The following is a 22462-nucleotide window of genomic DNA, read 5'->3' on the forward strand; positions in this document are numbered from 1 at the left end:
GGCGGCATTCGCCGCGTGGCCTGCACTTTGCCGCGCAAAGATGCATGACTTTGCCACCGCCAGCTTTTTCCCCGGACGCTTCTTTTACTTCTTTGCCTTTTTCAATAGTCTGGCGCCGCCCATGGGCGGCGATCCTCCCCGGAAGGAGTTTTGCGCATGAGCAGCTTTTTCGCTGTGGCGTTCCTTGTGTTCCTGGCGGGCACGTGCCTGGCCTACTTCGTGCTGCCCAAGGCGGTGCGTCCCTACTGGCTTCTGGTGTGCAGTTACCTGTTTTATATGTACGACCCGGAAAATGCGGGCTTTGTGGCGCTGCTGCTTTCGGCCTCGGCCGTCACCTGGGCGGCGGCGCTGCTGCTGGAACGTCTGCGCGTCAAATGGATGCGCCGCGTCTGTCTGGTCGTGTCGCTGGCGCTGTGCGTGGGCTGTCTGTTCTATTATAAATACTTCAACTTTTTGGGCGAAACGCTGGCTGCGCTGCTGGATTCCTTCGGCCTGCATTATACGGCCCCCAGCCTGGATATTCTCGCGCCGGTGGGCATCAGTTATTTCACCTTTGCCGCGCTGGGCTATGTCATCGACGTGTACCGCGGCCGGCAGCGTGCGGAGAAGAACTTTTTCTTTTATGCGCTCTTTGTCAGCTTTTTCCCCTGTATCGTCACAGGCCCCATCGAGCGCGCGGAGCATATAATCCCCCAATTCAAAACGCCGCAGACCTTCGATTACGCCCGCGTTTCAGGCGGGCTGTTCCGCATTCTGTGGGGCTTTTTCAAAAAATTCGTCATTGCCAACACGCTGGGAACAGCGGTGGATGCGGTGTACGGCAACCCGGGTTACGGCGCATACACCGGCCCCATCCTGCTGCTGGCCAGCTTGCTGTATACTTATCAGCTTTACTGTGATTTTTCCGCCGGATGTGACGTGGCGCTTGGCGCGGGGGCCGTGTTTGGGTTTGAATTGACGGAAAACTTCCGCCAGCCGCTGCGCGCCCGCTCCTTTACCGAACTGTGGCGGCGCTGGCACATCAGCCTGACAAGCTGGTTCCGTGATTACCTGTACATTCCTTTGGGCGGCAACCGCCGTGGCAAGGCGCGGCAGTACATAAACCAGCTTGTTGTTTTCCTTGTAAGCGGTCTGTGGCACGGCGCCTCCCTGTCTATGATGGTGTGGGGCCTTCTCAACGGCGTTTACCTGTGCGTAGGCAAGGCCACGCAGGACGCGCGGCGTAAATTGACGCGGCATAATCCGCTGTATCATTTCACGCCTGTGCGGCGCATTTTCCAGACCGCTGTTACCTATCTGCTGTTCACAAGCTGTATCATCTTCTTCCGTTCGTCGGAGGTGTTTGAAGGCAGTAAGGGCATTGCGGACGCGCTGTATATCTACGGCCATCTGTTTTCGGGCTGGGGCAAGCTGTTCACCGCGCCGGACGCCATTGGCCGCGCGCTTGTTTCCATCGGGCTTTCGGTGCAGACGGCGCTGGTACTGGCTGTGAGCATCCTTGTGGTGGAAACGCTGGAATCTGTGCAGGAGCCGGTGAACCGCACCATCCGCAAGGTACCCATCTTCCTGCGGTGGCCGCTGTATTACGCGCTGGTGCTGGGCATGCTGTTCTTCGGCTCATTTGCCAACTCGGGCTCTATTTACGGAAGGTTTTAAGGAGGACGGCAGATGAAAAAACGATTGCGCTTTTTGGGCAGCCGTTTGCTTTCCGCGCTGCGCCTGGCGTTGGGGGCACTGCTGTTTACACCTGTGTTTGCGTTGCTGGTCGCAGTCAATTACGGCGTGGATTGTCAGGGCTACTTCTTGGGCGATACCTATCTTCGGGAGATCGCCACGATGCTGTTTGAAAGAAAAAACGTTGTCGGGTTCAACCAGCTCAATGGACGTGAGCTCGAAGTGCTTGAAGTCATTGTCGCCAACATGAACGAAGAGACCACCCCTGAGACCATCGCCCTCGGTTCCAGCCGCATTTTGCAGTTGACGCGTGAAATGGTCGGCACCAGCTTTTACAACAGCGGTACCTCCGGCGGGGATTTCAACGATGTGCTGAGCGTATTTTCTTTGTATGACAAGGCGGGCAAGCTGCCGAAAAACGTCATCATCGGGCTGGACCCGTGGCTGTTCAATACAGATGTGGACGCCAACGGCTCCAACGATCCATCGCTGTATGCTGAATTTTTGACGGAAAAGCTGGACGTTCCCACAGAGTATGAAAAAAAGGACCTTTCCAAGACATGGAAAAATCTGTTTGATCTGACCTATTTTCAGGGCAACATCGAGTATATGCTGAAGGGCTCCAACAAGAGCGGCGCTACCCAGACCGTGGACGACAGCGCCCTGTATCAGCAGGATACCGAGGTAAAATGTTCCGACGGCAGTCTGGTGTACGACCGGGAATTCCGCGGCTGGAAACAGGACGCCGTGGACCATGCCGCGCTGGAGGTCGCCAATAACGGCATGTTCCGTCTGGATTATTACACAGAACCGGACGCTCAGCGGCTGGCCATCTTTGAAAAATGGCTCCAGTATATGCAGGAGAAGGGCATCAACGTCATCATCCTCCTCTCGCCCTACCACCCCATTATCTACGACCGCGCCCTATCGGACACCGAGCGTTACGGCGGCCTGTTCGGCACCGAGAAAGCCGCGCGCGCGCTTGGAAAAAAATACAATATCCCCGTGTACGGCAGCTATAATCCTTATGCCATTCCCGCCACATCAGCCGATTTTTACGACGGCCTGCACCCTCACGGCGACTGCCTGGCCCGCTTCTTTCCCGGCATTCCCCAGGCTCTGGCCGACCGTGACGCGGGCGTGGATGTAAGCCTGGACTACACTGCCGCCGCCCCGGATGCAGACGACGAAGCCGCAGACGCGGCATAAAAAACAGCAGCGCAGCTGCTGTTTTTACGCGCACCCGGGCACTTTGTGCCCGGGTGCTTGAGATTTTAATGCCGTGGGCCGGGCACGACCCACGGCCATCCGGATACGTTTTTATTGCGGAGCAATAAAAAATCCGACACAAACGCCCCGGCGCCGCTGTTTATAGCGGCGCCGGGGCGTTTGATATGTCATGTGTTTTGGATAGAGCGGCTTATTTTGCGCGGCTCACTTTCGGGCCTTTGGGAGTATCCTCCACCACATAGCCCTTCTCCGTCAGCTCCGCGCGGATGGCGTCGGCGCGGGCCCAGTCCTTTGCCTTTTTCGCGGCCGCGCGCTCGTCCACAAGCGCCAGGATATCCGCAGGGATCTCGTCCTTCTTGCGGTTATATAGGATGCCCAGCACGCCCGTCAGCGCGTCAAAAGCACCCGCCGCGGCCTCCAGCGCAGCTCTGCTGCTCTGCGGCGCAAGCGTGTTGATCTCACGCACAAAGTCAAACAGCGCGGCCAGCGCATCGGGCGTGTTCAGGTCGTCGTCCATGGCGGCACAGAATTTTCCACGGGCAGCCGCGGCCTTTTCCACCAGCGTCTCATCGTCGCCGTGAGCATTTTCAATGGCAAAGTCCAGGTTGTTCCGGCAGGTGTACAGGCGCTCCAGGCTGGCCTTGCATGCGCCGATCAGCTCAGCGGTGTAGTTCAGCGGGCCGCGGTACTGCCCTGTCAGCAGAAAGTAACGGATGGGCTCGTAGCCGTATACTTCGCTCAGCTCGCGCACGGTAAAGAAATTGTTGGCGCTTTTGCTCATCTTATGGTTGTCGATGTTCAAAAAACCGTTGTGCATCCAGTACCGCGCAAAGGTGCAGCCGTTGGCACATTCGCTCTGGGCGATCTCGTTTTCGTGGTGAGGGAAGATCAGATCCTCGCCGCCTGCGTGGATATCGATGGTCTTGCCCAGATGCCTGCGCGCCATGGCGCTGCACTCAATGTGCCAGCCCGGACGTCCCTTGCCGTAGGGGCTGTCCCAGTACGGTTCGCCAGGCTTCGCGGCCTTCCACACGGCAAAATCCGCGGGGTCCTCTTTCAAATCGCCGTCCATCTGGCTGCGAAGCGTGCGGTTGCCGCTTTCAAGGTCCTCCAGCACCAGATGGGAAAGCTTGCCGTATTCCTTGAATTTCTTAGCGCGGAAATACACGTCGCCGTTTTTGGCCACATAGCCGTAGCCTTTTTCAATGATGTCCGCCACGATGGACAATATCTCGTCGATGTGCTCCGTGGCGCGGGGGCGCACCGTGGGCGGCAGTGCGTTCAGACCGTCGCAATCCTTTAAAAACTCCGCCTCATAACGGCCCGCGTACTCCTGCATGGAAACGCCCGCCTCATTGGCCTTGGCGATGATCTTATCGTCGATGTCCGTAATGTTGGAAACAAACAGCACCCTGTTTCCCTGATACTCCAGATAGCGGCGCAGCGTATCGAACACCACCACCGGGCGCGCATTGCCGATATGCACATAGTTGTACACCGTGGGGCCGCATACATAAATGCGGTATTCCCCCGGCACCAGCGGCGTGAGCTCTTCCTTTTTACGCGTCATCGTGTTGAATATTTTCATTTTATGTTCCTCCTCCGTTCGGGGTGGGTTTCATTCAGAGCGCCGCAGACGCAGCATGCGGTCCGCGCCCAGCAGCACGCCCGCGCGGGCGGCGGCAAAATTCAGGCCGCCCTGCATATACACGGTATACGGCGCGCGCAGCGGGCCGTCGGCGGAAAGCTCGATGCTGCTGCCCATGGTAAATGCGCCCGCCGCCATGATGACGGGATCCTCGTAACCGGGCATGTCCCCCGGTTCGGGCGCTGCAAAGCTGTCCACAGGGCTGCCCGCCTGCACGCCGCCGCACAGCGCCACCATACCCTCCGGGCTGCCCGTCTCCACACTGGTGATAATGTCGTTCCGCTGCGCGCCGTAAGCCGGGGTGGCCGCATAACCAAGAAGCTCGAACAGACAGGCTGCATACACGCTGGTTTTCAGCGCCTCGCACACCACGCCGGGCGCATAGTACAGGCCCAGATACATGCCGCGCAGCATGTCCAGCGTGCAGCCGATCTCCCCGCCCACGCCGGGTGCGGAAAGGCGGTGGGCGCAAAGCTCCACCAGATCGGCCCGGCCCGCGATGTAGCCGCCCGTGGGCGCGATGCCGCCGCCCGGATTTTTGATGAGGCTTCCCGCCATCAGGTCCGCCCCGCGCTGGGTGGGCTCCTGTTTTTGAGTGAACTCTCCGTAGCAGTTGTCCACCATGACGATGATATCCGGCTGCACCGCCTTGGCTGCGCGGCTGACGGCTTCGATCTGCTCCAGCGAAAGCGCGGGCCGCGCGGCGTAACCGCGGCTGCGCTGAATGTAACACATCTTTGCCCCGCGGCACTTCCGGGCAATGCCTGCAAGGTCCGGCGTGCCGTCCGCCAGCAGATCCACCTCATCGTACTGCACGCCGAATTCCATCAGATTTCCGTAATGGGTGCCGTCGATACCGATCACGCCGGCCAGCGTGTCGTAGGGACGGCCCGTGACGGCGACCATGCGGTCTCCCGGGCGCAGCACACCGAACAGCGCCACACTGAGCGTATGCGTTCCGGACATAAAGTTGTGGCGGAACAGCGCCGCCTCACTGCCCGTCAGCACAGCGAACACTTCCTCCAGCTTTCCGCGCCCCGCGTCGTCCATGCCGTAGCCTGTGGTACCCACAAGATGGCTGCCGCCCACGCGGCAGTCCGTGAAAGCCTTCAGCATTTTCAGCTGGTTGTATTCCTTGATTTCTTCCAGCCGGGCAAACTGCTCCCGGCACAGCGCCAGCGCCCTTTCGTCTGCGTCCAGCAGCGGGCGCGACAGATCATAAAACTGCTCGATCATTCCCTGTCCTCTTTCATCGTAGTGTCGGCGGCACGCCGCCCTGTTTTTCCTCCCGGCTGCGCAGGCCCTTTATTTTTCCTCCGGCAGCCCGTCCAGCGCATAGCGCTGCACGGTATCCTCCGCCGCAAAGCCAAGACGGTGGTAAAAATTCAGCCGTTCTTTTTTGCAGGAGAGTGCCACACGCCGCCCCCGGGCTGCCAGATCCGCTGCAAGCAGGCCCGTCAGCCAGCCGCCGATGCCCTGCCCGCGCAGCGCTTCCAAGGTTTCAACGGCGGCCAGATATGCGGTATCCGGCGAAAGGGCGTAAGCGCCCGCCGTAGAAACGAGCGCGCCCTCCCGCCGCACGGCCCACACCTCGGCCGCGCCCCGGGCCAGCTTTGTGCAGAGCTCGGAATAAAAATTGTCCCACGCGCCGGGGTCGTCCTCGCCGCGCATCATAAAATCCGTCACCTCGGCGGGCGCGGGCGCGCGGTCCAGCGTCAGGCGGACAGCGTCCGGGCACGGCGGAGCGGCGGCTTTCGCCAGCACCAGATTGTGCAGCGCGTACAGAGGACTGTACCCCGCCGGGGCCGCGCCGCCGGCATTCACATACCGTACGCCCTGCATACGCAGGAACGCGCCCGTCTCCTCCGCGTCGTATGTACCGCACAGCACGGCGCTGCGGCCCTTGAGCTGTACGGCGGCGGAACCATCCGCCACATAAAAGCGCATCAGCGCGCCGCTGCGGCCGAATACGGCCAGATGCACGGGCAGGATATCCCCGAAATAGGGCCTGCCCCGCACCGCGGCAAGAAACTGCGGACGATTGCTCTCATTCAGTTCCGCGATCACAGCGCGTTCACCAGCTCTTTGTAATAGCGCCCTCGCGCCTCAAAATTGGGATAGCTGTCAAAGCTGGCACAGGCGGGCGAAAGAGACACGATATCGCCCGGCTGCGCCGCCGCTCTGGCCATCTCCACGGCCTGAGGCATGTCCGCCGCCCGCAAAATCACAAGCCCGCTTTCGGCAAAGCCGGGGTCCGCCTTCACCGCATCTTCGATTTTCTGCGCGGTGGCTCCCGTAAGGATGAGTGTTTTCACATGAGCGATCAGCTCCGGCGCCAGCGGCGCAAAGCTGATGCCTTTGTCCGAGCCGCCTGCAATAATGATGAGCTTCTGGTCAAACGCCCGCAGCCCTGCGATGACGCGCGTGGGGCTGGTGGCGATGGAATCGTTGAACCACTGCACGCCGTTCAGCGTGCGCACCGGCTCGATGCGGTGCTCCACGCCTGCAAAGCTTTTGGCGACGGCGGCCATGGTGGAGACCTCCGCCATACCCCACACGGCTGTAAACGCCGCCAGCAGGTTTTCCAGGTTATGCTCGCCCCGCAGGGCCACGTCCTCGCGGCGCACGATGGGCGTTACGCGTCCGTTTTCCGCCATGCACAGCATGCCGTCCGCCCGCAGGAAACCACCGTTTTCCACCACGCTCTTACGCGTGAACCAGCGGCAGCTCCCCTTTACATCCGCGGCCATGGCGCGGGTGACCTCGTTTTCATAGCCCAGCACGGCTTTTCCGCCCGGCTTCTGGTACAGGAGGATATTGCGCTTGGCGTCGATGTATTCCTGCATATCCTTGTGATGGTCCAGATGGTTGGGCGTGACGTTCGTCACCACCGCCACCTCCGGGGACTGGCGCATGCTGATAAGCTGGAAGCTGGAAAGCTCCACCACGGCTACATCCGTGGCCGCGATGGCGTCCACCACAGGCAGCAACGCGCGGCCCAGGTTGCCGCCCAGATGCACGGTGTACCCCGCCGCCTCCAATATTTTTGCAATGAGCGTCGTGGTGGTGGTCTTGCCGTCGGAGCCCGTCACGGCCACGATCTTGCAGGGACAAAGCCGGAAGAACAGCTCCATCTCGCTGGTCACCTCGGCGCCCGCCTCCCGGGCGGCCACCAGCTCCGGCGTATAGTATTCAAAGCCCGGCGTGCGCATGATCATCTCCTGTCCCGCCAGCCCGTCGAGGTAATGCTCTCCCAGCGAAAACCGGATGTCCAGCTTGCGCAGCGCCTGGGCATACGGGCCAAAGGCGTCGATGTCCGGCTTTTTGTCGCACAGCGTGATCTGCGCGCCGCACCGTGCGAACAGCTCAATGCACTGCTGGTTCGTGACGCCCGTGCCGATGAACGCAACGCGCCTGCCGCGCAGCGAACGGTAAAAATCCTCGATTTGTTTCTCCATTGTCCCACCTCATTCGCATAAGTATAGATAGTATAGCATATTTATGGTAAGTTTAAAAGGTTCGCGGGGATTTTGGAGGATTTTCCGCCGTGTTTCCGCAGGCTCTGCGCACACGCTGCTTTTTCCGCTCTTTTTCACACCGCCGGGCAACATTTTGTCTTGTGCGTCCCCCGCCCCGCATGGTAAAATATAGGGCGTACAGAAAAAACAGGACACGCCCGCGCCGGGAATCGTTTTCCCTGCCGGGCCTCATAGGGGAGGAACCGTTTTTGGCCAATGAATTGTTCGGGCTGTTCGGCAGCCATCTGTTCGACGACCGCGTGATGCGTGAGCGCCTGCCGCTGAGCGTATATGAATCGCTGCGTGAGATTCGCGACGAGGGCAAGCCCTGGAACCCGGAGGTTGCGGATATTGTGGCAGACGCCATGCAGGCCTGGGCCATGGAGCAGGGTGCGACGCATTACATCCACTGGTTCAGCCCCATGACGGGCACGGGCAGCGGCAAGCACGACAGCTTTATCGATGGTGTAAAGCAGGGCGAGCCTATCTTGAATTTTTCCGGCAAAATGCTTGCCAAAGGCGAGAGCGACGCTTCCAGTTTTCCTTCCGGCGGGCTGCGCGCCACATTCGAGGCGCGCGGATACACCGCGTGGGACCCCACCTCCCCCGCTTTTGTGCTGGGCACCACGCTGTACATTCCCACGGCGTTCTGCGCCTATACCGGCGAAGCGCTGGACCAGAAAACCCCCGTGCTGCGCAGCATGCAGGCGCTCAACAAACAGGCTCTGCGTGTGCTGCGCGCGCTTGGCGATACCGAAACGGTGTCTGTACAGCCCACTGTGGGCGCGGAGCAGGAATATTTCCTTGTGGACAAGGACCTGTTCGACCGCCGGCTTGACCTGAAGGTCTGCGGCCACACGCTTCTGGGCGCGAAGCCGCCCAAGGGACAGGAGCTTGAGGACCACTACTACGGCAGCATCAACGAACGCGTGCGCGAATTCATGCGCGAACTGGACGAAGAGCTGTGGCGCCTTGGCGTACCCGCTAAGACCGAGCACAACGAGGTCGCTCCCGGCCAGTACGAGCTGGCCAGCGTATTCGCCACAGCCAATATCGCCTGCGACCACAACCAGATCATGATGGAGCTGATGCGCAAGGTAGCTTTGCGCCACAATTTTGCATGCCTGCTGCACGAAAAGCCTTTTGCGGGCGTAAACGGCAGCGGCAAGCACAACAATTGGAGCATCGTCACCAATACGGGCAAAAATCTTCTGAATCCCACCGACAAACCCGAGGAAAACCCTGTTTTTCTTGTAACGCTGTGCGCGGTGCTGACGGCTGTCGACAAATATGCGGACCTGCTGCGCCTTTCGGCCAGCTGCCCGGGCAACGAGGAACGCCTTGGCGGCAACGAAGCGCCGCCTGCTGTGGTGAGTATCTTCCTGGGCAACGCACTGACGCATATGCTGCAGGAGCTTGCCGAGGGCCACGCACTGCAAAAGGAAGAGCGCGGCGCGCTTCTGACGGGCGTAAAAAGCCTGCCGCTTTTAAAGCTGGATGATTCCGACCGCAACCGCACCTCGCCTTTCGCTTTCACTGGCAATAAATTTGAATTCCGCATGGTCGGCGCGAGCCAAAGCATCGGCCTTGCCAATGCGGTGACAAACGCTATTGTGGCCGACGTGCTGCACGATTTTGCCGACAAATTGGAAGGTGCGGACGATGTTTCCGCCGTGGTGCGGGAAATCGTGGCTGAGACCTGGCACGCCCACGGCCGCATCATTTTCAACGGCAACAATTACAGCGCCGAATGGGCCGCCGAGGCCGCACGCCGCGGCCTTCCCAATATTCAAAGCATGGTGGACGCAGCCGACGGCTTCATCGCGGAGAAGAATGTAGCCATGTTCGAGCGCACCAAGGTGTTCACCGCTGCGGAGTGCCGCTCCCGATATGAGATCACGCTGGAAACGTACGCCAAGCATATCCACATCGACGCCTCCACGATGCTGGAGATGGCAGGCCGTAGCCTTCTTCCCGCCAGCTATGAATATCTGTCCCGCGTGAGCCGCGCGGAATATTACGCGGAGCGGAACGGCTGCGCCTGTGCCAGCGCCAAGGCGCAGGTGGAAAAACTGTGCGTCACCATCGACAAGACCGCGGGCGCCATGGAGGCGCTGCGCCGCGCTCTGCATGCGCTGGACACTGCACATTTGGGTGAAAAGGCCCGGGCGGACGCCTGCCGCGCGCTGCGCGAGCACGAGATGGCCGCCCTGCGCGAGGCCGCCGACGAGCTGGAGGAGCTTGTGCCCCAGACGTACTGGCCCATGCCGGATTACTGCGAGCTGCTGTTCGACCTGTAAGGTCCGCTGCTCACGGCTTCTGTGTGCAAAAATCATACTGCAAACGCAAAACGGCCCCGTTCCGGGCGGCTGCAAGCCGCGGGACAGGGCCGTTTCCTTATTCCGCCGGGTGTCCGTGCAGCACACGCCGCAGCGCAAAGCCGCAGCCCCCGCCCGGCATTTTCCGAAAGCCCAGCTTTTCGTAAAAGCCCTCCTTGCCTCCGGCCGCAATAAGCTGTACGCTCGTGCGTCCGCCCGGAGGCAGCCGGCTTTGGGCATAGGCCAGAAGCTTTTCTGCCACAGCCTTTCCAATGCCGCGCCCCTGGTATTCCGGCGCGACCACCACGTCCGCGATGACGTCGTACAGCCCGTCCCCACCAAACGCCCCATGGCAACGGCGCGGCCATCCTCCACGGCGGTCACGTCATACAGGGCGGCGGCAAGCGCGCGCCTCGTCTGTTCTTCGGAATGGGTTTCCCACCCCGCAAGCGTGCGCAAGGCACGGTAATCCTCGTAGCACAATTCGTTTTCCCGGTATTCCGGCATCGATTTTCTCCCTTTCGTTCTCCCGCGTCCCGCCCGTGCGCACGGAGTGGGACGCAGCATATCTTTGCCGTTTCCGCAGGTGCTATCCCACCGGGACAAAGGGCGGCGGCTCCTCTCTCGGGCCGTTCACAGCGTATACGGCCCGCAAGATCTCATCCCGGCGCACCGCGGCCTCCTGCTCCGGCAGCTCCAGCCAAACGGCGTGCAGGTCGTATGGCCCGTAACGGAAATGTCCCATCACCGCGCCCCGTATCACGCCGTCCACCAAAAGATACTGCGTTACCTCGCTGCCCTTTTCCGGGCTTTTGTAGCGCTCCTTTCGTGCGCTTTCCCCGCAGCGGACCAGCGGGTCGTTCCGGTGCAGCGCCAGCACGCCGCGCAGCGGCTCAAAGGCCTGCGCCTGCAGAAGCGGCACATCCTGCGCGGGCAGATAGCCCTCCCGCCAGCGAACCAGGATGCCCTGCCGCGCCAGCTCTTCCATCGCCGCGGCAACGTCCCTTGCGGGAAGGCCGTAAAAATCCTTTGCATCTGCCGCCGTCAGGTACACCTGCCGGTGCGCAAGCCGCGGCAGCACCCGCAGCAGGGCTTCGGCGCGGGAGATGCGCGCCGGGTCCACATCCGGGAACATCTCGTCAAACAGGTACCAGCCCCGGTCCCATTCGCCGTCGAACTGGTCCTCAAACACAAGAAAGGCTTCCTGCAGCCGGTGCAGCGCGGGCGTGATCTGCTTCACCAGCAGGCCCGTCATCCGTTTCATCGCTTCGATGTTCAGCGGGCCTTCCCGCCCGATCAGCTCCCGCAGCAGCTCCGAATGCTCCGTGGGCTTATAGGGCCTGCGGTACAGGCCGGCAAACAGCTCCATCTGTGCCGCCTCCACAAACCCGATGTTCCCGTTCTGGAACCGCCCTTTCACCAGAATGCGCTGCCGCTGGCGCCGGCCGTTGTATTCCACGTCGTCAAAATCCGCGCGCTCCACCAGGCACGGCGGCTGCCCGAACCCGTGCCAGTGTACGTTCAGCCCCGGCGAAAGGTCCCGGTACAGCGCATCGTACTCTGCCGCGCCCGCGCGCCGCGTCAGGCAATGGCGCCGCATGCGCAGCGCCGTAACGTTTTCCATTGTCAGCATCCTGCCGCCTCCCCTGTTCCGCCGCCCGTGCGGCGCTTCTGTTCCATGCTATCACAGGGAACCCGACAGCTGCATGTCATGTCGGTCCCACAGCACGCCGCACATGCAAAGCGCCCCGCGCAGAGCCGCAGCGCCTCCGCGCGGGGCTCCGCCCGCTTTTACTTATTCTGGATGGCGTCCACCGCGTTGATGACAGCCGCGCGCATACCGCCGCGCTCCAGCTCCGCCACGCCCACAATGGTCGTGCCGCCGGGCGAGCACACCGCGTCCTTCATCGCGCCCGGGTGGGCGCCCGTTTCCACCTGCATGCGGCCCGTGCCCGCCACCATCTGGCCGGCAAGGCGGTAGGCCATGGCCCGCGGCAGGCCGTGCTTTACGCCCGCGTCGCCCAGCGCCTCGATGAACATGCTCACAAACGCCGGGCCGCAGCCGCTCAGTGTGCCTGCAATGCCCAGCAGGCGGCTCTCCACGGGCTGCACCAGCCCCAAATGGCCGAACAGCTCCTGCACCAGCACGTATTCCTCTGGCGTAAGGGAATGCTTTTCCTCCAGCAGGAACACGCCCGCGCACACGCGCACCGGCGTGTTTGGCATGGTGCTCAAATGGCGCGTTCCGGGCAGCAGCGCCTCGTACCGCTCGAAGGGCCAGCCCGCCGCCACGGAAACGACTGCCTTATCCGCAAGCTGCCCGCGCACGGGCGAAAGCACCTCCTCGATCAGGTGCGGCTTTACGGCCACGATGACCACATCTGCGGCCTCCGCCACCTCCCGGGCGTCCCGGCAGGGGCGCATGCCCCGGGGCTGCGTTGCGGCGCACAGCTTGTCCCAATCCTTCGCACAGGCGCAGATCTGCTCCGGCTCCAGTGCCTTTGAACGCAGCAGCCCCTCGGCAATGGCCTGCGCCATATTGCCGAACCCGATAAATCCCAGCTTCATATCCTTTCTTTCCATCCTTGGTCTTCCCCACTTTCCAATTTTTTCTGAACAGCCCGGCCCTCAGCTGGGCAGGCCGTCGAACGGGTCCTCCGGCTTAGGCAGCGGCCCGCTGCCCGCAAAGTGGCGGCGCGCCATCCGCAGCGCGACGCCGCCCAGCATCACCAGCTGCACCAGCTGGGCCAGAACGGCTGCATAGGTGGTGCCTTGCAGCTCCCACCGGGCGATGCACGGCCCGCTGGCCAGCGCGGAGACGGCAATGGCGCACACGTTTGCCACAATCAGCCCCTTCATACAGCGCATCACCGTCAGCACCATGCTGTAAAAAAGCACCAGCGCCGTCAAAATGGCGGACACGACCATAGGCCCCAGCAGGTACTGGTAATCGGCCAGGCCGGGCGAGACGAACGTCGCCAGCCCCCAGCGTCCCAGAAAATGCGCCACAGCCAGGCCCAGGGGCAGCAGCGCCAGCACAATGCCCTGCACGGCGAACACCGCCTTGAAAAAGCCCTTTTTGTCCCGCCTGGCATAGCTGTCCGCAAACACGGTGATGAACGGATTGAACAGGTAAGTCGCCCCCACCTGCAGCAGCACGACGGGCTGCGTGACGGGGCCGTAAATGCCCAGCGCCGTCTCCCCCATCCGGCTGCTGAGCGCCAATTTGGGGATGGAGGCCGTGGTGGTGTTCAAAAAGCTGTACACCGCCAGCGGCAGGCACTCCCACAGCAGCGCGGCCACGCGGGCGTTCTGCGGCTGCTCCGGCGCATAAAAAGCCCGCGCCTGCGGCAGAGAATAAACGAAAAACACCACAAGGCTCGCGCCCAGCATCAACGCAAGGGTCAAAACGATATCCTGGGTGAGCCACAGCGTCAGCGTAAAGGATGCCAGCGTCACCGCGCCGCGCACCGCATAGGTCTTGCCCACGATGTCCAGCCGCCCGCTGCGCTGGTCGATGGCGTTGTAGATATCGGTAAGGGATTCCACCATGCGGTAGCCCAGGAACAGCAATACGCAGACGCTCTGCTGGGCGCTGTATGGGTTTTCGCCCGTCAGGGCGCTCACCGCTACGAAGCCGATGCACAGCGCCACAGCCAGCGCACAGGTCCATACACGGCTGCGGATGTAGGTGCTTGCGCCGTACTTACCCCGGATGTCCGACACCTGAAAGCTGTACATGCCGTAGGATGCGATGGACAGAAAAATGCCCGTGGCCGTAAGCGCCGTATTGTACACGCCGGAAACCTGCTCCCCGGCCAGGCGCACCACCAGGATACCGCACAGGAACTGGCACAGCATATAGGTGAGCTGTCCGAATGTATTCCACAAAAAATTCCGTCTCAAGGTCTGGGCGTCCTGCAAAGCGCGGCGCCTCCTTTTCACTTATTTTCCCGCACCTTTCCGCGCGGCGGCGGGCGGCAGCCGGGCTAACAAAAATAGTATACCACCCGAACGGCAAAAAAGAAAGACGGGCCAAAGCCCGCCTCTCCTGCACAGCTATTTTGCCGTGACCTGCAGACGTGTCAGCGCGCGCTTCAGGCGCGCCTGTGCCAATTCCAGCTCGCGCTGGTCCTTGGCCTTTTCAATCAGCTGCTCCGCGCGCTCCTTCGCTCGCTGGGCGCGGTCCGCGTCGATATCCTCTGCCCACTCAAAGGTGGTGGCCACAAGGCGCACATTGTCTTTCGTCACTGCCAGCATCCCCCCCGCGCAGGCCGCGCGGCGGCGCTTGCCGTCAATGGTCACCCGTGCCTCACCCGTGCCCAGCGCCGTTACATAGGGCGAATGCCGGGCCAGGATGCACACGTCGCCGTCAATGGCCCGCACGATGAGCTTTTCCGCCTCGCCGTCGAAGAAACCTCCGTCCGGCGTCACGATTTGAAGATGAAAGGTTGACATGGCGTCTCCCCCTTACAGCGTTTTTGCCTTCTCCAGCACGTCGTCGATCGTGCCGGCGAAGAGGAACGCGGATTCCGGCAGATCGTCGTGCTTGCCCTCGATGATCTCCTTAAAGCCGCGGATGGTCTCCTTGAGCGGCACATATTTGCCCTGCATGCCCGTGAATTGCTCGGCCACGCTGAACGGCTGGGACAAAAAGCGCTGTATTTTGCGCGCGCGGGAGACTGTGAGCTTATCCTCCTCGGACAACTCATCCATACCCATGATGGCGATGATGTCCTGCAATTCCTTATACCGCTGCAGGATGCGCTGCACGTCGCGCGCCACCTCGTAGTGTTCGCGGCCCACCACGTCCGGCGTCAGGATGCGGGAGTTGGACTCCAGCGGGTCCACAGCCGGATAAATGCCCAGGCTGGAAATGCTGCGCGACAGCACTGTCGTCGCGTCCAGATGGGCGAAGGTGGTGGCCGGCGCGGGGTCCGTCAGGTCATCGGCCGGCACATACACGGCCTGTACGGAAGTAATGGAGCCCTTTTTCGTGGAGGTGATGCGTTCCTGCAGGGCGCCCATTTCCGTGGCCAGCGTGGGCTGGTAACCCACGGCGCTGGGCATACGGCCCAGCAAGGCGGAAACCTCGGAACCCGCCTGGGTAAAGCGGAAAATATTGTCGATGAACAGCAGCACGTCCTGGTTTTCCCGGTCACGGAAATATTCGGCCATCGTCAGGCCCGAAAGGCCCACGCGCATACGCGCTCCCGGCGGCTCGTTCATCTGGCCGTACACCAGCGCCGTTTTGGAAAGCACGCCGCTCTCCTTCATCTCGTTGTACAGGTCGTTGCCCTCGCGGGTGCGCTCGCCCACGCCTGTGAATACCGAAAGGCCGCCGTGCTCCTTGGCAACGTTGTTGATCAGTTCCATGATCAGCACGGTCTTTCCCACGCCCGCGCCGCCGAACAGGCCGATCTTGCCGCCCTTGGCGTAGGGGGCGATGAGGTCCACGACCTTGATGCCTGTTTCCAAAATCTCGGTGGTGGATTCCTGCTCGTCATAAGCGGGCGGCTGGCGGTGGATGGGCCAGCGCTCCTGAGCCTCCGGCGCGGGAAGATTGTCCACAGGGTCTCCCAGCAGATTGAAGATGCGGCCCAGGCATTGATCGCCCACGGGCACCGTGATGGGGCTGCCCGTATCCACGGCTTTCGCGCCGCGCACAAGGCCGTCGGTGCTGGACATGGCGATGCAGCGCACAACATCGTCGCCGATGTGCTGCGCCACCTCCAGTGTGATGGTGTCGGCCCCGTTCTCCACCGTGATGGCATTCAGCAGGCCCGGCAGATGCCCGTCGGGGAATTTGATGTCCAGCACAGGCCCGATGATCTGGGTGACTGTGCCGATGTTCTGATTGCTCATTGGCTTGTCTCCTTTGAATAGGATGAAAACAGCTTTCGGCTGTGTGCGCCTGCGCTTCGCGCGGTCCCCTGCGAGGGCAGGCTTGAAATACCTGCAGGGCGTTTCCGGATGTGCGGAGCATACGCCGAAAAACGGGAAGCACCCGGTTTTTCAGGCGTGGGACGCGGGGCGTCCATTGAGGACTGTTCTCGTCGCTTCGCTCCTCGAACGGCTAAGGCACCCGCTTGGCGCTCCGGCGCATCCGGCGCGCTACCCGCGCGCCTCTGTGCGCCTGCGCTTCGCGCGGCCCCCTGCGGTGGGGCAGGCTTGAATTGCCCTGCTGGCGTTTCAAGCCAAGTGTCTCATGCCTCCGCGCCGGCCACGATCTCCGTGATCTCCTGCGTGATGGCGCCTTGCCGCGCACGGTTGTATTTCAGTGAAAGATCCTCGATCATGTCGCCCGCGTTTTTGCTGGCCGCATCCATCGCAGTACGCCGCGCCCCCTGTTCGCTGGCCACGCTCTCCGCCATAGCCCCCCACAAAAGGCCGCCCACATATTCCGGAACGATCGCGTCGTATACCGCCTCGCTGGACGGCTCGTAGATCGTCAGGCTCTCCGCCGTGTTCTTTGCTTCCCTGCGCTCGTAGCGGATGGGCAGCATTTTCAGCACCGCCGGCTGCTGGCTGAGCATGGACACAAAATTGGTGTATCCCACATACAGCGCGTCAAACGCGCCCTTGCGGAACTGCCCGCAGAGCATCCGTGCGATGGAAAAGCAATCGCCCAGCGAGACGTCCTCGGCCGTGGCATAGGCGTCCGTCACGGTCTCCAGCCCGCGGTGCGCACAATATTCCACAGCCTTTTTGCCGATGGGCAGCACGCACACCGCCTTGCCGTCCATATGTTCGGCCACCGTTTTAAACAGGTTGGTATTGTAGCCGCCTGCCAGCCCGCGATCGCCCGCGATCATGATATAGCAGGTCTTTTTCACTTCGCGCTGCTGCACGAACGGAGAGGAAAAATCCGTGTTGCCGTACGCGATGTCTGTAAGACATTCATGCAGCGTGGTGAAATAGGGCCGCGTCTCCTCGGCGCGTTCCTTCGCGCGCCGCAGCTTCGAGGACGCCACCAGCTCCATGGCCTTGGTGATCTGCATGGTGCTTTCCACGCTTTTGATGCGCAGCTTGATATCCTTCATGGACGATGCCGCCATGACGCCGTGCCTCCTTCTTCCTTCTTTTTATGCGTGGGATTTGAGGAACGCCGCCGTGAACTCCGCCAGCGCCTTGTCCAGCGCGGCCTTCGTCCCTTCGGAAAGCGCGCCGCTCTCCCGGATGGGCGCCAGCACGTCCGCGTCATGCAGGCTGCTTAGATCCTCGTACAGCTCCTGCTCGTACACAGCGATCTGCTCCACAGGCACGTCCACCAGATAATCGTTGGTAACAGCATACAGGATGCACACCTGCTGCTCCACAGGCACCGGAGAATTGCGGTCCTGCTTGAGCACCTCCACAATGCGCTCGCCCTGCGCCAGACGGCGCTTGGTATCCGCATCCAGGTCCGACCCGAACTGGGCGAAAGACTGCAGCTCACGGTACTGGGAATACGCCAGCTTCAGCGTGCCCGCCACCTTTTTCATTGCCTTGATCTGCGCGTTGCCGCCCACGCGGGACACCGAAATGCCCGGGTTGACGGCAGGCATCACGCCCGCGTGGAACAGCTCTGTTTCCAAAAAGATCTGGCCGTCCGTAATGGAGATGACGTTCGTGGGGATGTAGGCCGAAACGTCGCCGGCCTGCGTCTCGATGATGGGCAGCGCCGTCAGGCTGCCGCCGCCGTATTCGGGGGCCAGGCGCGCCGCACGCTCCAGCAGACGGCTGTGCAGGTAAAACACATCGCCTGGATACGCCTCGCGGCCGGGCGGGCGCCGGATGAGCAGAGAAAGCGCGCGGTAGGCCACCGCATGCTTGGAAAGGTCGTCGTAGATGATCAGGACGTCCCTGCCCTTGTCCATAAAATATTCGCCCATAGCGCAGCCCGCGTAGGGCGCGATATACTGCACCGGGGCCAGCTCGCTGGCTGAGGCCGAGACCACGATGGTGTAGTCCATTGCGCCGGCCACAGTGAGCGTTTCCACCAGCTGAGCCACCGTCGAGCGCTTCTGGCCGATGGCAACGTAGATGCACACCACGTCCTTGCCCTTCTGGTTGATGATCGTGTCCGTGGCGATGACGGTCTTGCCCGTCTGGCGGTCGCCGATGATCAGCTCACGCTGGCCGCGGCCGATGGGGATCATGCTGTCGATGGCCTTGATGCCCGTCTGCAGCGGCACGCTGACGCTTTTGCGCTCAATGATGCCGGGTGCCTTGCGCTCGATGGGCCGCGTTTCGGCTGCGTCAACAGGCCCCTTGCCGTCAATGGGCTGGCCCAGCGCGTTCACCACGCGGCCGATGAGCGCTTCGCCCACCGGCACGCTGACGACGCGGCCCGTGCGCCGGACCGTATCGCCTTCCCTGATGCCCTCGTCGGAGCCCAGCAGCACGATGGCTACACTGTTCTCCTCCAGGTTCAAGGCCATGCCGTATTCGCCGTTCTCAAACTCCACCAGCTCGTTCGCCATGCACTTTTCCAGCCCGTAGGCGCGGGCGATGCCGTCGCCCACAAGAATGACGGTGCCCGTTTCGGCGCATTCGATCCTGCTGTCGTAATTTTTGATCTGGCTTTTAATGATCTTGCTGATATCCTCAGGTTTTAACTGCATAGTCTCACCAACTTTCCAACGTACAGATGTGCAGGCGTCACGCCTGCGTCAGCGCGCGCCGCAGCGCGGCCAGCCGCCCGGCGGCCGTGCCGTCCAGCTCCAGCCCCTCGTACCGCAACTTTACGCCGCCCAGCACGGACGGGTCCACAGCGGTCTCCAGCAGGATGGTCCTGCCTGTCTTTTGAGCCAGACTGTCGCACAGGGCACGACGCTGCGCCTCATCCAGAGGCACGGCGCTCACGGCCTGCACGGGCAGAATGCCGCGCGCCTCATACAGCAGCGCCTTATACTCCTGCAGGCAGCCCGCAGCCATGCCGAGTGCGGATTTCCCGCACAGTATCTTCAAAAAATTCAGCACATAAACGTGCACGCCCGCGCCGAACGCCTCGTCCAGCATGGCCAGGCGTTCTTCCCGCGGCACCGCGGGGTTCTGCACCAGCTTCAGGTAGCCGGGCGTCTCGCGGAAAGCGTCCGCCGCAAGGGTAAGGCCCTCCAGCACCGCGTCCTCGCAGTGCTCCTCGGCGGCAAGTGCGTACAGCGCGCCGCCGTATTCCTTTTCGGCTGCCGTCATGACGCGTCACCCACACGGCTGATGAAGTCGTCGATCAGTTCCTTGTGCGTTTCGGGATCGATCTCCTTCTCCACAACGCGGCCCGCAATGTCCAGGGCAAGCTCGGAAATATCGTTTTTCAACTCTCCGGCAGCCTTGCGGCGTTCGCTCTCGATCTCGGCGTCCGCCTTGCTCTTGAGCGCGGCCGCCTCGGCGCGCGCCGCGCTCACAAGCTCCTCGCCGCGCGCATTGGCGCGTGCCGTGGCGCTTTTCACGATCTCCGCCGCCTCTTCCTTTGCGCTGGCAAGGCGTGTCTCGTATTCCTCTTTCATTGCCTGTGCGTCGCCCTCGGCCTTTTCAGCCTCGGTGTAGGACGCTTCGATCTCCTCTTTACGCTTGGCAAGGATCTGCTCCACGGGCTTGAACAGAAAATGCTTCACGCCCGCCGTCAGGATAAGCAGGTTGCAGATCTGGAAAATGAACGTCCACGGGGCGAGGGTGACGAGGTCCTGAAATTGTTTCATTCTGTCTCCTCCTTTTGGCGGCGCGGCCTGAACGCCCGCCGCCGGTGCCCGCGGCTTACAGCAGGCCCATGAAGATGCCGGGAGCCACGAAGATGAGCAGCAGGCCCGTTACGAAGCCATAAATACCGGTCGTCTCCGCAATGGCGCAGCCAAGCAGCATGGTGGATGTCACGTCGCCCTTGCACTCGGGCTGGCGGCCGATGGCCTCGCAGGCCTTGCCGACGGCGTAGCCTTCGCCGATGCCGGGGCCGATGCCCGCGATGAGGGCGAGGCCGGCGCCCACAGCGCAGCCTGCCAGGATGATTGCTTTTTCCAACATAGAGGTTTCCTCCTACATAAAAATAGTTTGGGTTATTTTCAGCGCCCTTGCACGCAGCGGGCGGCGGAAAAACAAACGGGAGCTTCGCGTCCGTCAGGAATCGTCGGCCGCGTTGGCGATATACAGCGTTGTCAGCATGCAGAAAATGAACGCCTGCATAAAGCTGGAGAACAAATCGAAATACACGCTGAGCACCGCCGGCACGCCCACCTGCAGGATGGGGATCGAGCCCAGCAGCTCGCCTGCCGCACCCGGCAGCCACGCAAACAGTGCGTGGGATGCCGTTGCCAGCGCCGCATACACCAGCGCCGTGATGACGCTGCCGGACACGATGTTGCCGAAATGACGGAACGCCATGGAAATGGGCGTCGCCAGCTCGGACAAAATGTTGAACGGCGTAAGCACGAAGATGGGCTGCGTGAAGCCTTTGAGGTAGCCGCCGACGCCGCCCGTGCGGATCTTGGTGTAGGTGATGAGCACGAACACCATCACCGCCCACGCCAGCGTGGTGGAAAGGTCGCTCGTGGGGGGGAACATCCCCACCAGGCTCAGCAGGCTGGAAAACAGCGACGATGCGAAAAGCGCCGCCACGAACGGGCCGTAATATGCGAATTTTTCACCCATATTGCCGTTCACGAAATTCTGCGCGGTCTCCACCAGGAATTCAGCCACCACCTGCCGCCTGCTCACCGCCCGCACCTTCAGGTTCCGGGTGATGAATATGCTCAGCCCTATGATGATGAGCGTGACCAGCAGGCTGTTGACAATGGTGGCGGTGATGGGGATTCCGCCGAAGATCGGGATGGTAAAATAGATGCGCGCGCCGGTGATATCCACATTCATACCGGCTCATCGCCTCCTTCCTTATTTTTGGGCGGTTTGTACATGCCCAGGATCTGCATTGCAAGAATGGTAAGCCGCGGGAACAGCAGCGGGATCACCGTAGCCACCCACGAAAAGCACGCCAGCTTTACGCCCAGCACCACCACGGCCAGCGTGGCCAGCATGCGCAGGCTGTACGAGAGCTGCAGCACGAGCTTGCCTTTTTTTTCGTTCGGGTCCCCGGCCATTTTCTGCACCGTGAGGCCCAGCAGAAAAAAGTTCAGCACCGCAAAGCCGCCGCCCAGCAGCGTGCCCCACAGCACCGTCAGGTCCCATCTTCCCAGAAGTGCGAACACGCCGTTCATCACCGCCGAAAAGGCCAGCGTGCCCGCGGCGATGTGCAGCGTCTCGCGCTTTGTCGCTTCCTGTATCTTCATAAAAAGTCGATCACATCCAGCTCCGGCCTCCGGGCGCCGCCCGGAACGCCTTGTTTTACGGCCGTACAGCCGCTACTTTTTTCCGTTTTTGCGGCGGAACATTTTCACAAATTCCGCAAAGGTACACGCCGCGGCGCCCAAGCCCAGCACTATGGCCGCGAAATATACCCACGGCCCCAGCGAAAAGCGCCTCGCAAGCCAGCCCGCGCCCAGCAGGCACAGCACCGGCGGCGCCGCCAGCGAAAGGCCCAGCTGCGTCAGCCAGGACAGGTTCTGCAAAACGGAAAACCAGCCTTTTTTCTTCACGCGGCACGCCCCCTCTGCGGCGGGCCTGCGCCGCGCTCCAGCCTTTTGTCAAGCTTTTTGCAAATATCCTTTATGCAAACAGCACCGATATTTATTATATCTGAACACCCACGCAAATACAATCCGTAATCCCGGTGTTCCCCGACAGGCCCCGTATAAATTTTCACAAAAACTTTGTTTGATTTGTTCAGAAACCCTCGAAAAAATCCATATTGCGGAATGCATGACAAAAAATTGTCGATAAGACGCCCTCCGAAAGGTGTCTCCACGCGGGAGAACATCGGGTTTGGACGGACCGGTTGGCGCGCTGCGCATCCAAACCCGCCGAGCCGTGTCCCGGGCGGTAAGGCATATTACCGCCATCGCTGCACGAACGGACCGTTTGCTCAAAGGCTTCACGGAAGCCTTTGCCGCCTTCGGCGGCCGCAAAAAGGAAAATTGCCGCAGGCCGCCTCAAATTTCTGTTTTTTTCGCGCCGCACGCCTTGCCTTGCACATGGGTTAATGGTAT

The 22462-nt window shown here is 61.6% G+C and carries 21 protein-coding genes; 3 read left to right on the plus strand and 18 right to left on the minus strand.

Translation table 11 applies throughout. The features are described from left to right. Positions 1–156: 156 nt before the first annotated feature. A complete protein-coding gene (locus tag TQ39_RS06215; RefSeq protein ID WP_050004918.1) occupies positions 157–1656 on the plus strand; it encodes an MBOAT family O-acyltransferase in 1500 nt (499 codons plus the stop codon). A gap of 12 nt (positions 1657–1668) precedes the next feature. After that, the gene (locus TQ39_RS06220) at positions 1669–2883 is read left to right on the plus strand and encodes a hypothetical protein (RefSeq protein ID WP_050004919.1); all 1215 of its coding nucleotides are present in this window, start codon (positions 1669–1671) and stop codon (positions 2881–2883) included. A gap of 211 nt (positions 2884–3094) precedes the next feature. Here the strand turns inward: TQ39_RS06220 and cysS are convergent, their stop codons facing one another. The 4 genes from cysS to murD all read right to left on the minus strand — a co-directional run bounded on the left by cysS (position 3095) and on the right by murD (position 8010). Continuing rightward, complete coding sequence (gene cysS / locus TQ39_RS06225) at positions 3095–4492, minus strand: cysteine--tRNA ligase (RefSeq protein WP_050004920.1); 1398 nt, start codon at positions 4490–4492, stop codon at positions 3095–3097. Between the two features lie 30 nt (positions 4493–4522). Then, positions 4523–5788, minus strand: coding sequence for a methionine gamma-lyase family protein (locus TQ39_RS06230; RefSeq protein WP_009324671.1), 1266 nt, complete (start codon positions 5786–5788; stop codon positions 4523–4525). Between the two features lie 69 nt (positions 5789–5857). Then, a complete protein-coding gene (locus TQ39_RS06235) occupies positions 5858–6619 on the minus strand; it encodes a GNAT family N-acetyltransferase (protein ID WP_009324673.1) in 762 nt (253 codons plus the stop codon). Continuing rightward, on the minus strand, positions 6616–8010 hold the full coding sequence (gene murD / locus TQ39_RS06240) for a UDP-N-acetylmuramoyl-L-alanine--D-glutamate ligase (RefSeq protein WP_050004921.1): 1395 nt from the start codon (positions 8008–8010) through the stop codon (positions 6616–6618). The genes TQ39_RS06235 and murD overlap by 4 nt, the downstream gene beginning before the upstream one ends. 269 nt (positions 8011–8279) lie before the next feature. Here murD and TQ39_RS06245 point away from each other — a divergent pair, with 269 nt between their 5' ends. After that, on the plus strand, positions 8280–10370 hold the full coding sequence (locus TQ39_RS06245) for a glutamine synthetase III family protein (RefSeq protein ID WP_009324678.1): 2091 nt from the start codon (positions 8280–8282) through the stop codon (positions 10368–10370). Between the two features lie 97 nt (positions 10371–10467). On the opposite strand, the gene TQ39_RS06250 is transcribed toward TQ39_RS06245, so the two are convergent. The 14 genes from TQ39_RS06250 to TQ39_RS06315 all read right to left on the minus strand — a co-directional run bounded on the left by TQ39_RS06250 (position 10468) and on the right by TQ39_RS06315 (position 21952). Next, a complete protein-coding gene (locus tag TQ39_RS06250) occupies positions 10468–10716 on the minus strand; it encodes a GNAT family N-acetyltransferase (protein ID WP_155201376.1) in 249 nt (82 codons plus the stop codon). Between the two features lie 261 nt (positions 10717–10977). Beyond that, positions 10978–12021, minus strand: coding sequence for a hypothetical protein (locus TQ39_RS06255; protein ID WP_009324684.1), 1044 nt, complete (start codon positions 12019–12021; stop codon positions 10978–10980). 158 nt (positions 12022–12179) lie between these two features. After that, entirely contained in the window at positions 12180–12971 is a 792-nt protein-coding gene (proC, locus tag TQ39_RS06260; RefSeq protein WP_050004922.1) for a pyrroline-5-carboxylate reductase, read from the minus strand. 45 nt (positions 12972–13016) lie between these two features. Continuing rightward, positions 13017–14294 carry a lipopolysaccharide biosynthesis protein gene (locus tag TQ39_RS06265; RefSeq protein ID WP_133303710.1) on the minus strand — a complete coding sequence of 426 codons (1278 nt, stop codon included), beginning with the start codon at positions 14292–14294 and terminating at the stop codon, positions 13017–13019. 153 nt (positions 14295–14447) lie between these two features. Next, entirely contained in the window at positions 14448–14846 is a 399-nt protein-coding gene (atpC, locus tag TQ39_RS06270; protein WP_009324690.1) for an ATP synthase F1 subunit epsilon, read from the minus strand. Positions 14847–14858: 12 nt separating this feature from the next. Beyond that, positions 14859–16253, minus strand: a complete 1395-nt coding sequence (atpD, locus tag TQ39_RS06275; protein WP_009324693.1) for a F0F1 ATP synthase subunit beta — start codon at positions 16251–16253, stop codon at positions 14859–14861. 341 nt (positions 16254–16594) lie between these two features. Then, a complete protein-coding gene (gene atpG / locus TQ39_RS06280; protein WP_009324695.1) occupies positions 16595–17446 on the minus strand; it encodes an ATP synthase F1 subunit gamma in 852 nt (283 codons plus the stop codon). A gap of 27 nt (positions 17447–17473) precedes the next feature. Next, positions 17474–18994, minus strand: coding sequence for a F0F1 ATP synthase subunit alpha (gene atpA / locus TQ39_RS06285; RefSeq protein WP_009324697.1), 1521 nt, complete (start codon positions 18992–18994; stop codon positions 17474–17476). A gap of 37 nt (positions 18995–19031) precedes the next feature. Then, the gene (gene atpH, locus TQ39_RS06290) at positions 19032–19565 is read right to left on the minus strand and encodes an ATP synthase F1 subunit delta (RefSeq protein WP_050004924.1); all 534 of its coding nucleotides are present in this window, start codon (positions 19563–19565) and stop codon (positions 19032–19034) included. Continuing rightward, positions 19562–20068 (minus strand): F0F1 ATP synthase subunit B, encoded by a 507-nt coding sequence (atpF, locus tag TQ39_RS06295; protein ID WP_050004925.1) that lies wholly within the window; start codon positions 20066–20068, stop codon positions 19562–19564. The genes atpH and atpF overlap by 4 nt, the downstream gene beginning before the upstream one ends. Positions 20069–20123: 55 nt before the next feature. Beyond that, positions 20124–20387, minus strand: coding sequence for an ATP synthase F0 subunit C (gene atpE, locus TQ39_RS06300; RefSeq protein ID WP_009324702.1), 264 nt, complete (start codon positions 20385–20387; stop codon positions 20124–20126). Between the two features lie 93 nt (positions 20388–20480). After that, entirely contained in the window at positions 20481–21230 is a 750-nt protein-coding gene (locus TQ39_RS06305; protein WP_050004926.1) for a F0F1 ATP synthase subunit A, read from the minus strand. After that, a complete protein-coding gene (locus tag TQ39_RS06310) occupies positions 21227–21646 on the minus strand; it encodes an ATP synthase subunit I (protein ID WP_009324706.1) in 420 nt (139 codons plus the stop codon). The genes TQ39_RS06305 and TQ39_RS06310 overlap by 4 nt, the downstream gene beginning before the upstream one ends. 72 nt (positions 21647–21718) lie before the next feature. Then, positions 21719–21952 (minus strand): AtpZ/AtpI family protein, encoded by a 234-nt coding sequence (locus TQ39_RS06315; protein ID WP_009324708.1) that lies wholly within the window; start codon positions 21950–21952, stop codon positions 21719–21721. Positions 21953–22462 lie beyond the last annotated feature (510 nt).

The organism is Ruthenibacterium lactatiformans (genome assembly GCF_000949455.1).
GTDB classification, from domain to species: Bacteria; Bacillota; Clostridia; order Oscillospirales; family Ruminococcaceae; genus Ruthenibacterium; species Ruthenibacterium lactatiformans.

What these genes read in the sequence shown, in the direction of transcription:
- TQ39_RS06215 (WP_050004918.1), top strand. Translation starts at nt 157, where the DNA reads ATGAGCAGCTTTTTCGCTGTGGCGTTCCTTGTGTTCCTGGCGGGCACG.
- TQ39_RS06220 (WP_050004919.1), top strand. Translation starts at nt 1,669, where the DNA reads ATGAAAAAACGATTGCGCTTTTTGGGCAGCCGTTTGCTTTCCGCGCTG.
- cysS (WP_050004920.1), bottom strand. Translation starts at nt 4,492, where the DNA reads ATGAAAATATTCAACACGATGACGCGTAAAAAGGAAGAGCTCACGCCG.
- TQ39_RS06230 (WP_009324671.1), bottom strand. Translation starts at nt 5,788, where the DNA reads ATGATCGAGCAGTTTTATGATCTGTCGCGCCCGCTGCTGGACGCAGAC.
- murD (WP_050004921.1), bottom strand. Translation starts at nt 8,010, where the DNA reads ATGGAGAAACAAATCGAGGATTTTTACCGTTCGCTGCGCGGCAGGCGC.
- TQ39_RS06255 (WP_009324684.1), bottom strand. Translation starts at nt 12,021, where the DNA reads ATGCTGACAATGGAAAACGTTACGGCGCTGCGCATGCGGCGCCATTGC.
- proC (WP_050004922.1), bottom strand. Translation starts at nt 12,971, where the DNA reads ATGGAAAGAAAGGATATGAAGCTGGGATTTATCGGGTTCGGCAATATG.
- atpC (WP_009324690.1), bottom strand. Translation starts at nt 14,846, where the DNA reads ATGTCAACCTTTCATCTTCAAATCGTGACGCCGGACGGAGGTTTCTTC.
- atpD (WP_009324693.1), bottom strand. Translation starts at nt 16,253, where the DNA reads ATGAGCAATCAGAACATCGGCACAGTCACCCAGATCATCGGGCCTGTG.
- atpG (WP_009324695.1), bottom strand. Translation starts at nt 17,446, where the DNA reads ATGGCGGCATCGTCCATGAAGGATATCAAGCTGCGCATCAAAAGCGTG.
- atpA (WP_009324697.1), bottom strand. Translation starts at nt 18,994, where the DNA reads ATGCAGTTAAAACCTGAGGATATCAGCAAGATCATTAAAAGCCAGATC.
- atpH (WP_050004924.1), bottom strand. Translation starts at nt 19,565, where the DNA reads ATGACGGCAGCCGAAAAGGAATACGGCGGCGCGCTGTACGCACTTGCC.
- atpF (WP_050004925.1), bottom strand. Translation starts at nt 20,068, where the DNA reads ATGAAACAATTTCAGGACCTCGTCACCCTCGCCCCGTGGACGTTCATT.
- atpE (WP_009324702.1), bottom strand. Translation starts at nt 20,387, where the DNA reads ATGTTGGAAAAAGCAATCATCCTGGCAGGCTGCGCTGTGGGCGCCGGC.
- TQ39_RS06305 (WP_050004926.1), bottom strand. Translation starts at nt 21,230, where the DNA reads ATGAATGTGGATATCACCGGCGCGCGCATCTATTTTACCATCCCGATC.
- TQ39_RS06310 (WP_009324706.1), bottom strand. Translation starts at nt 21,646, where the DNA reads ATGAAGATACAGGAAGCGACAAAGCGCGAGACGCTGCACATCGCCGCG.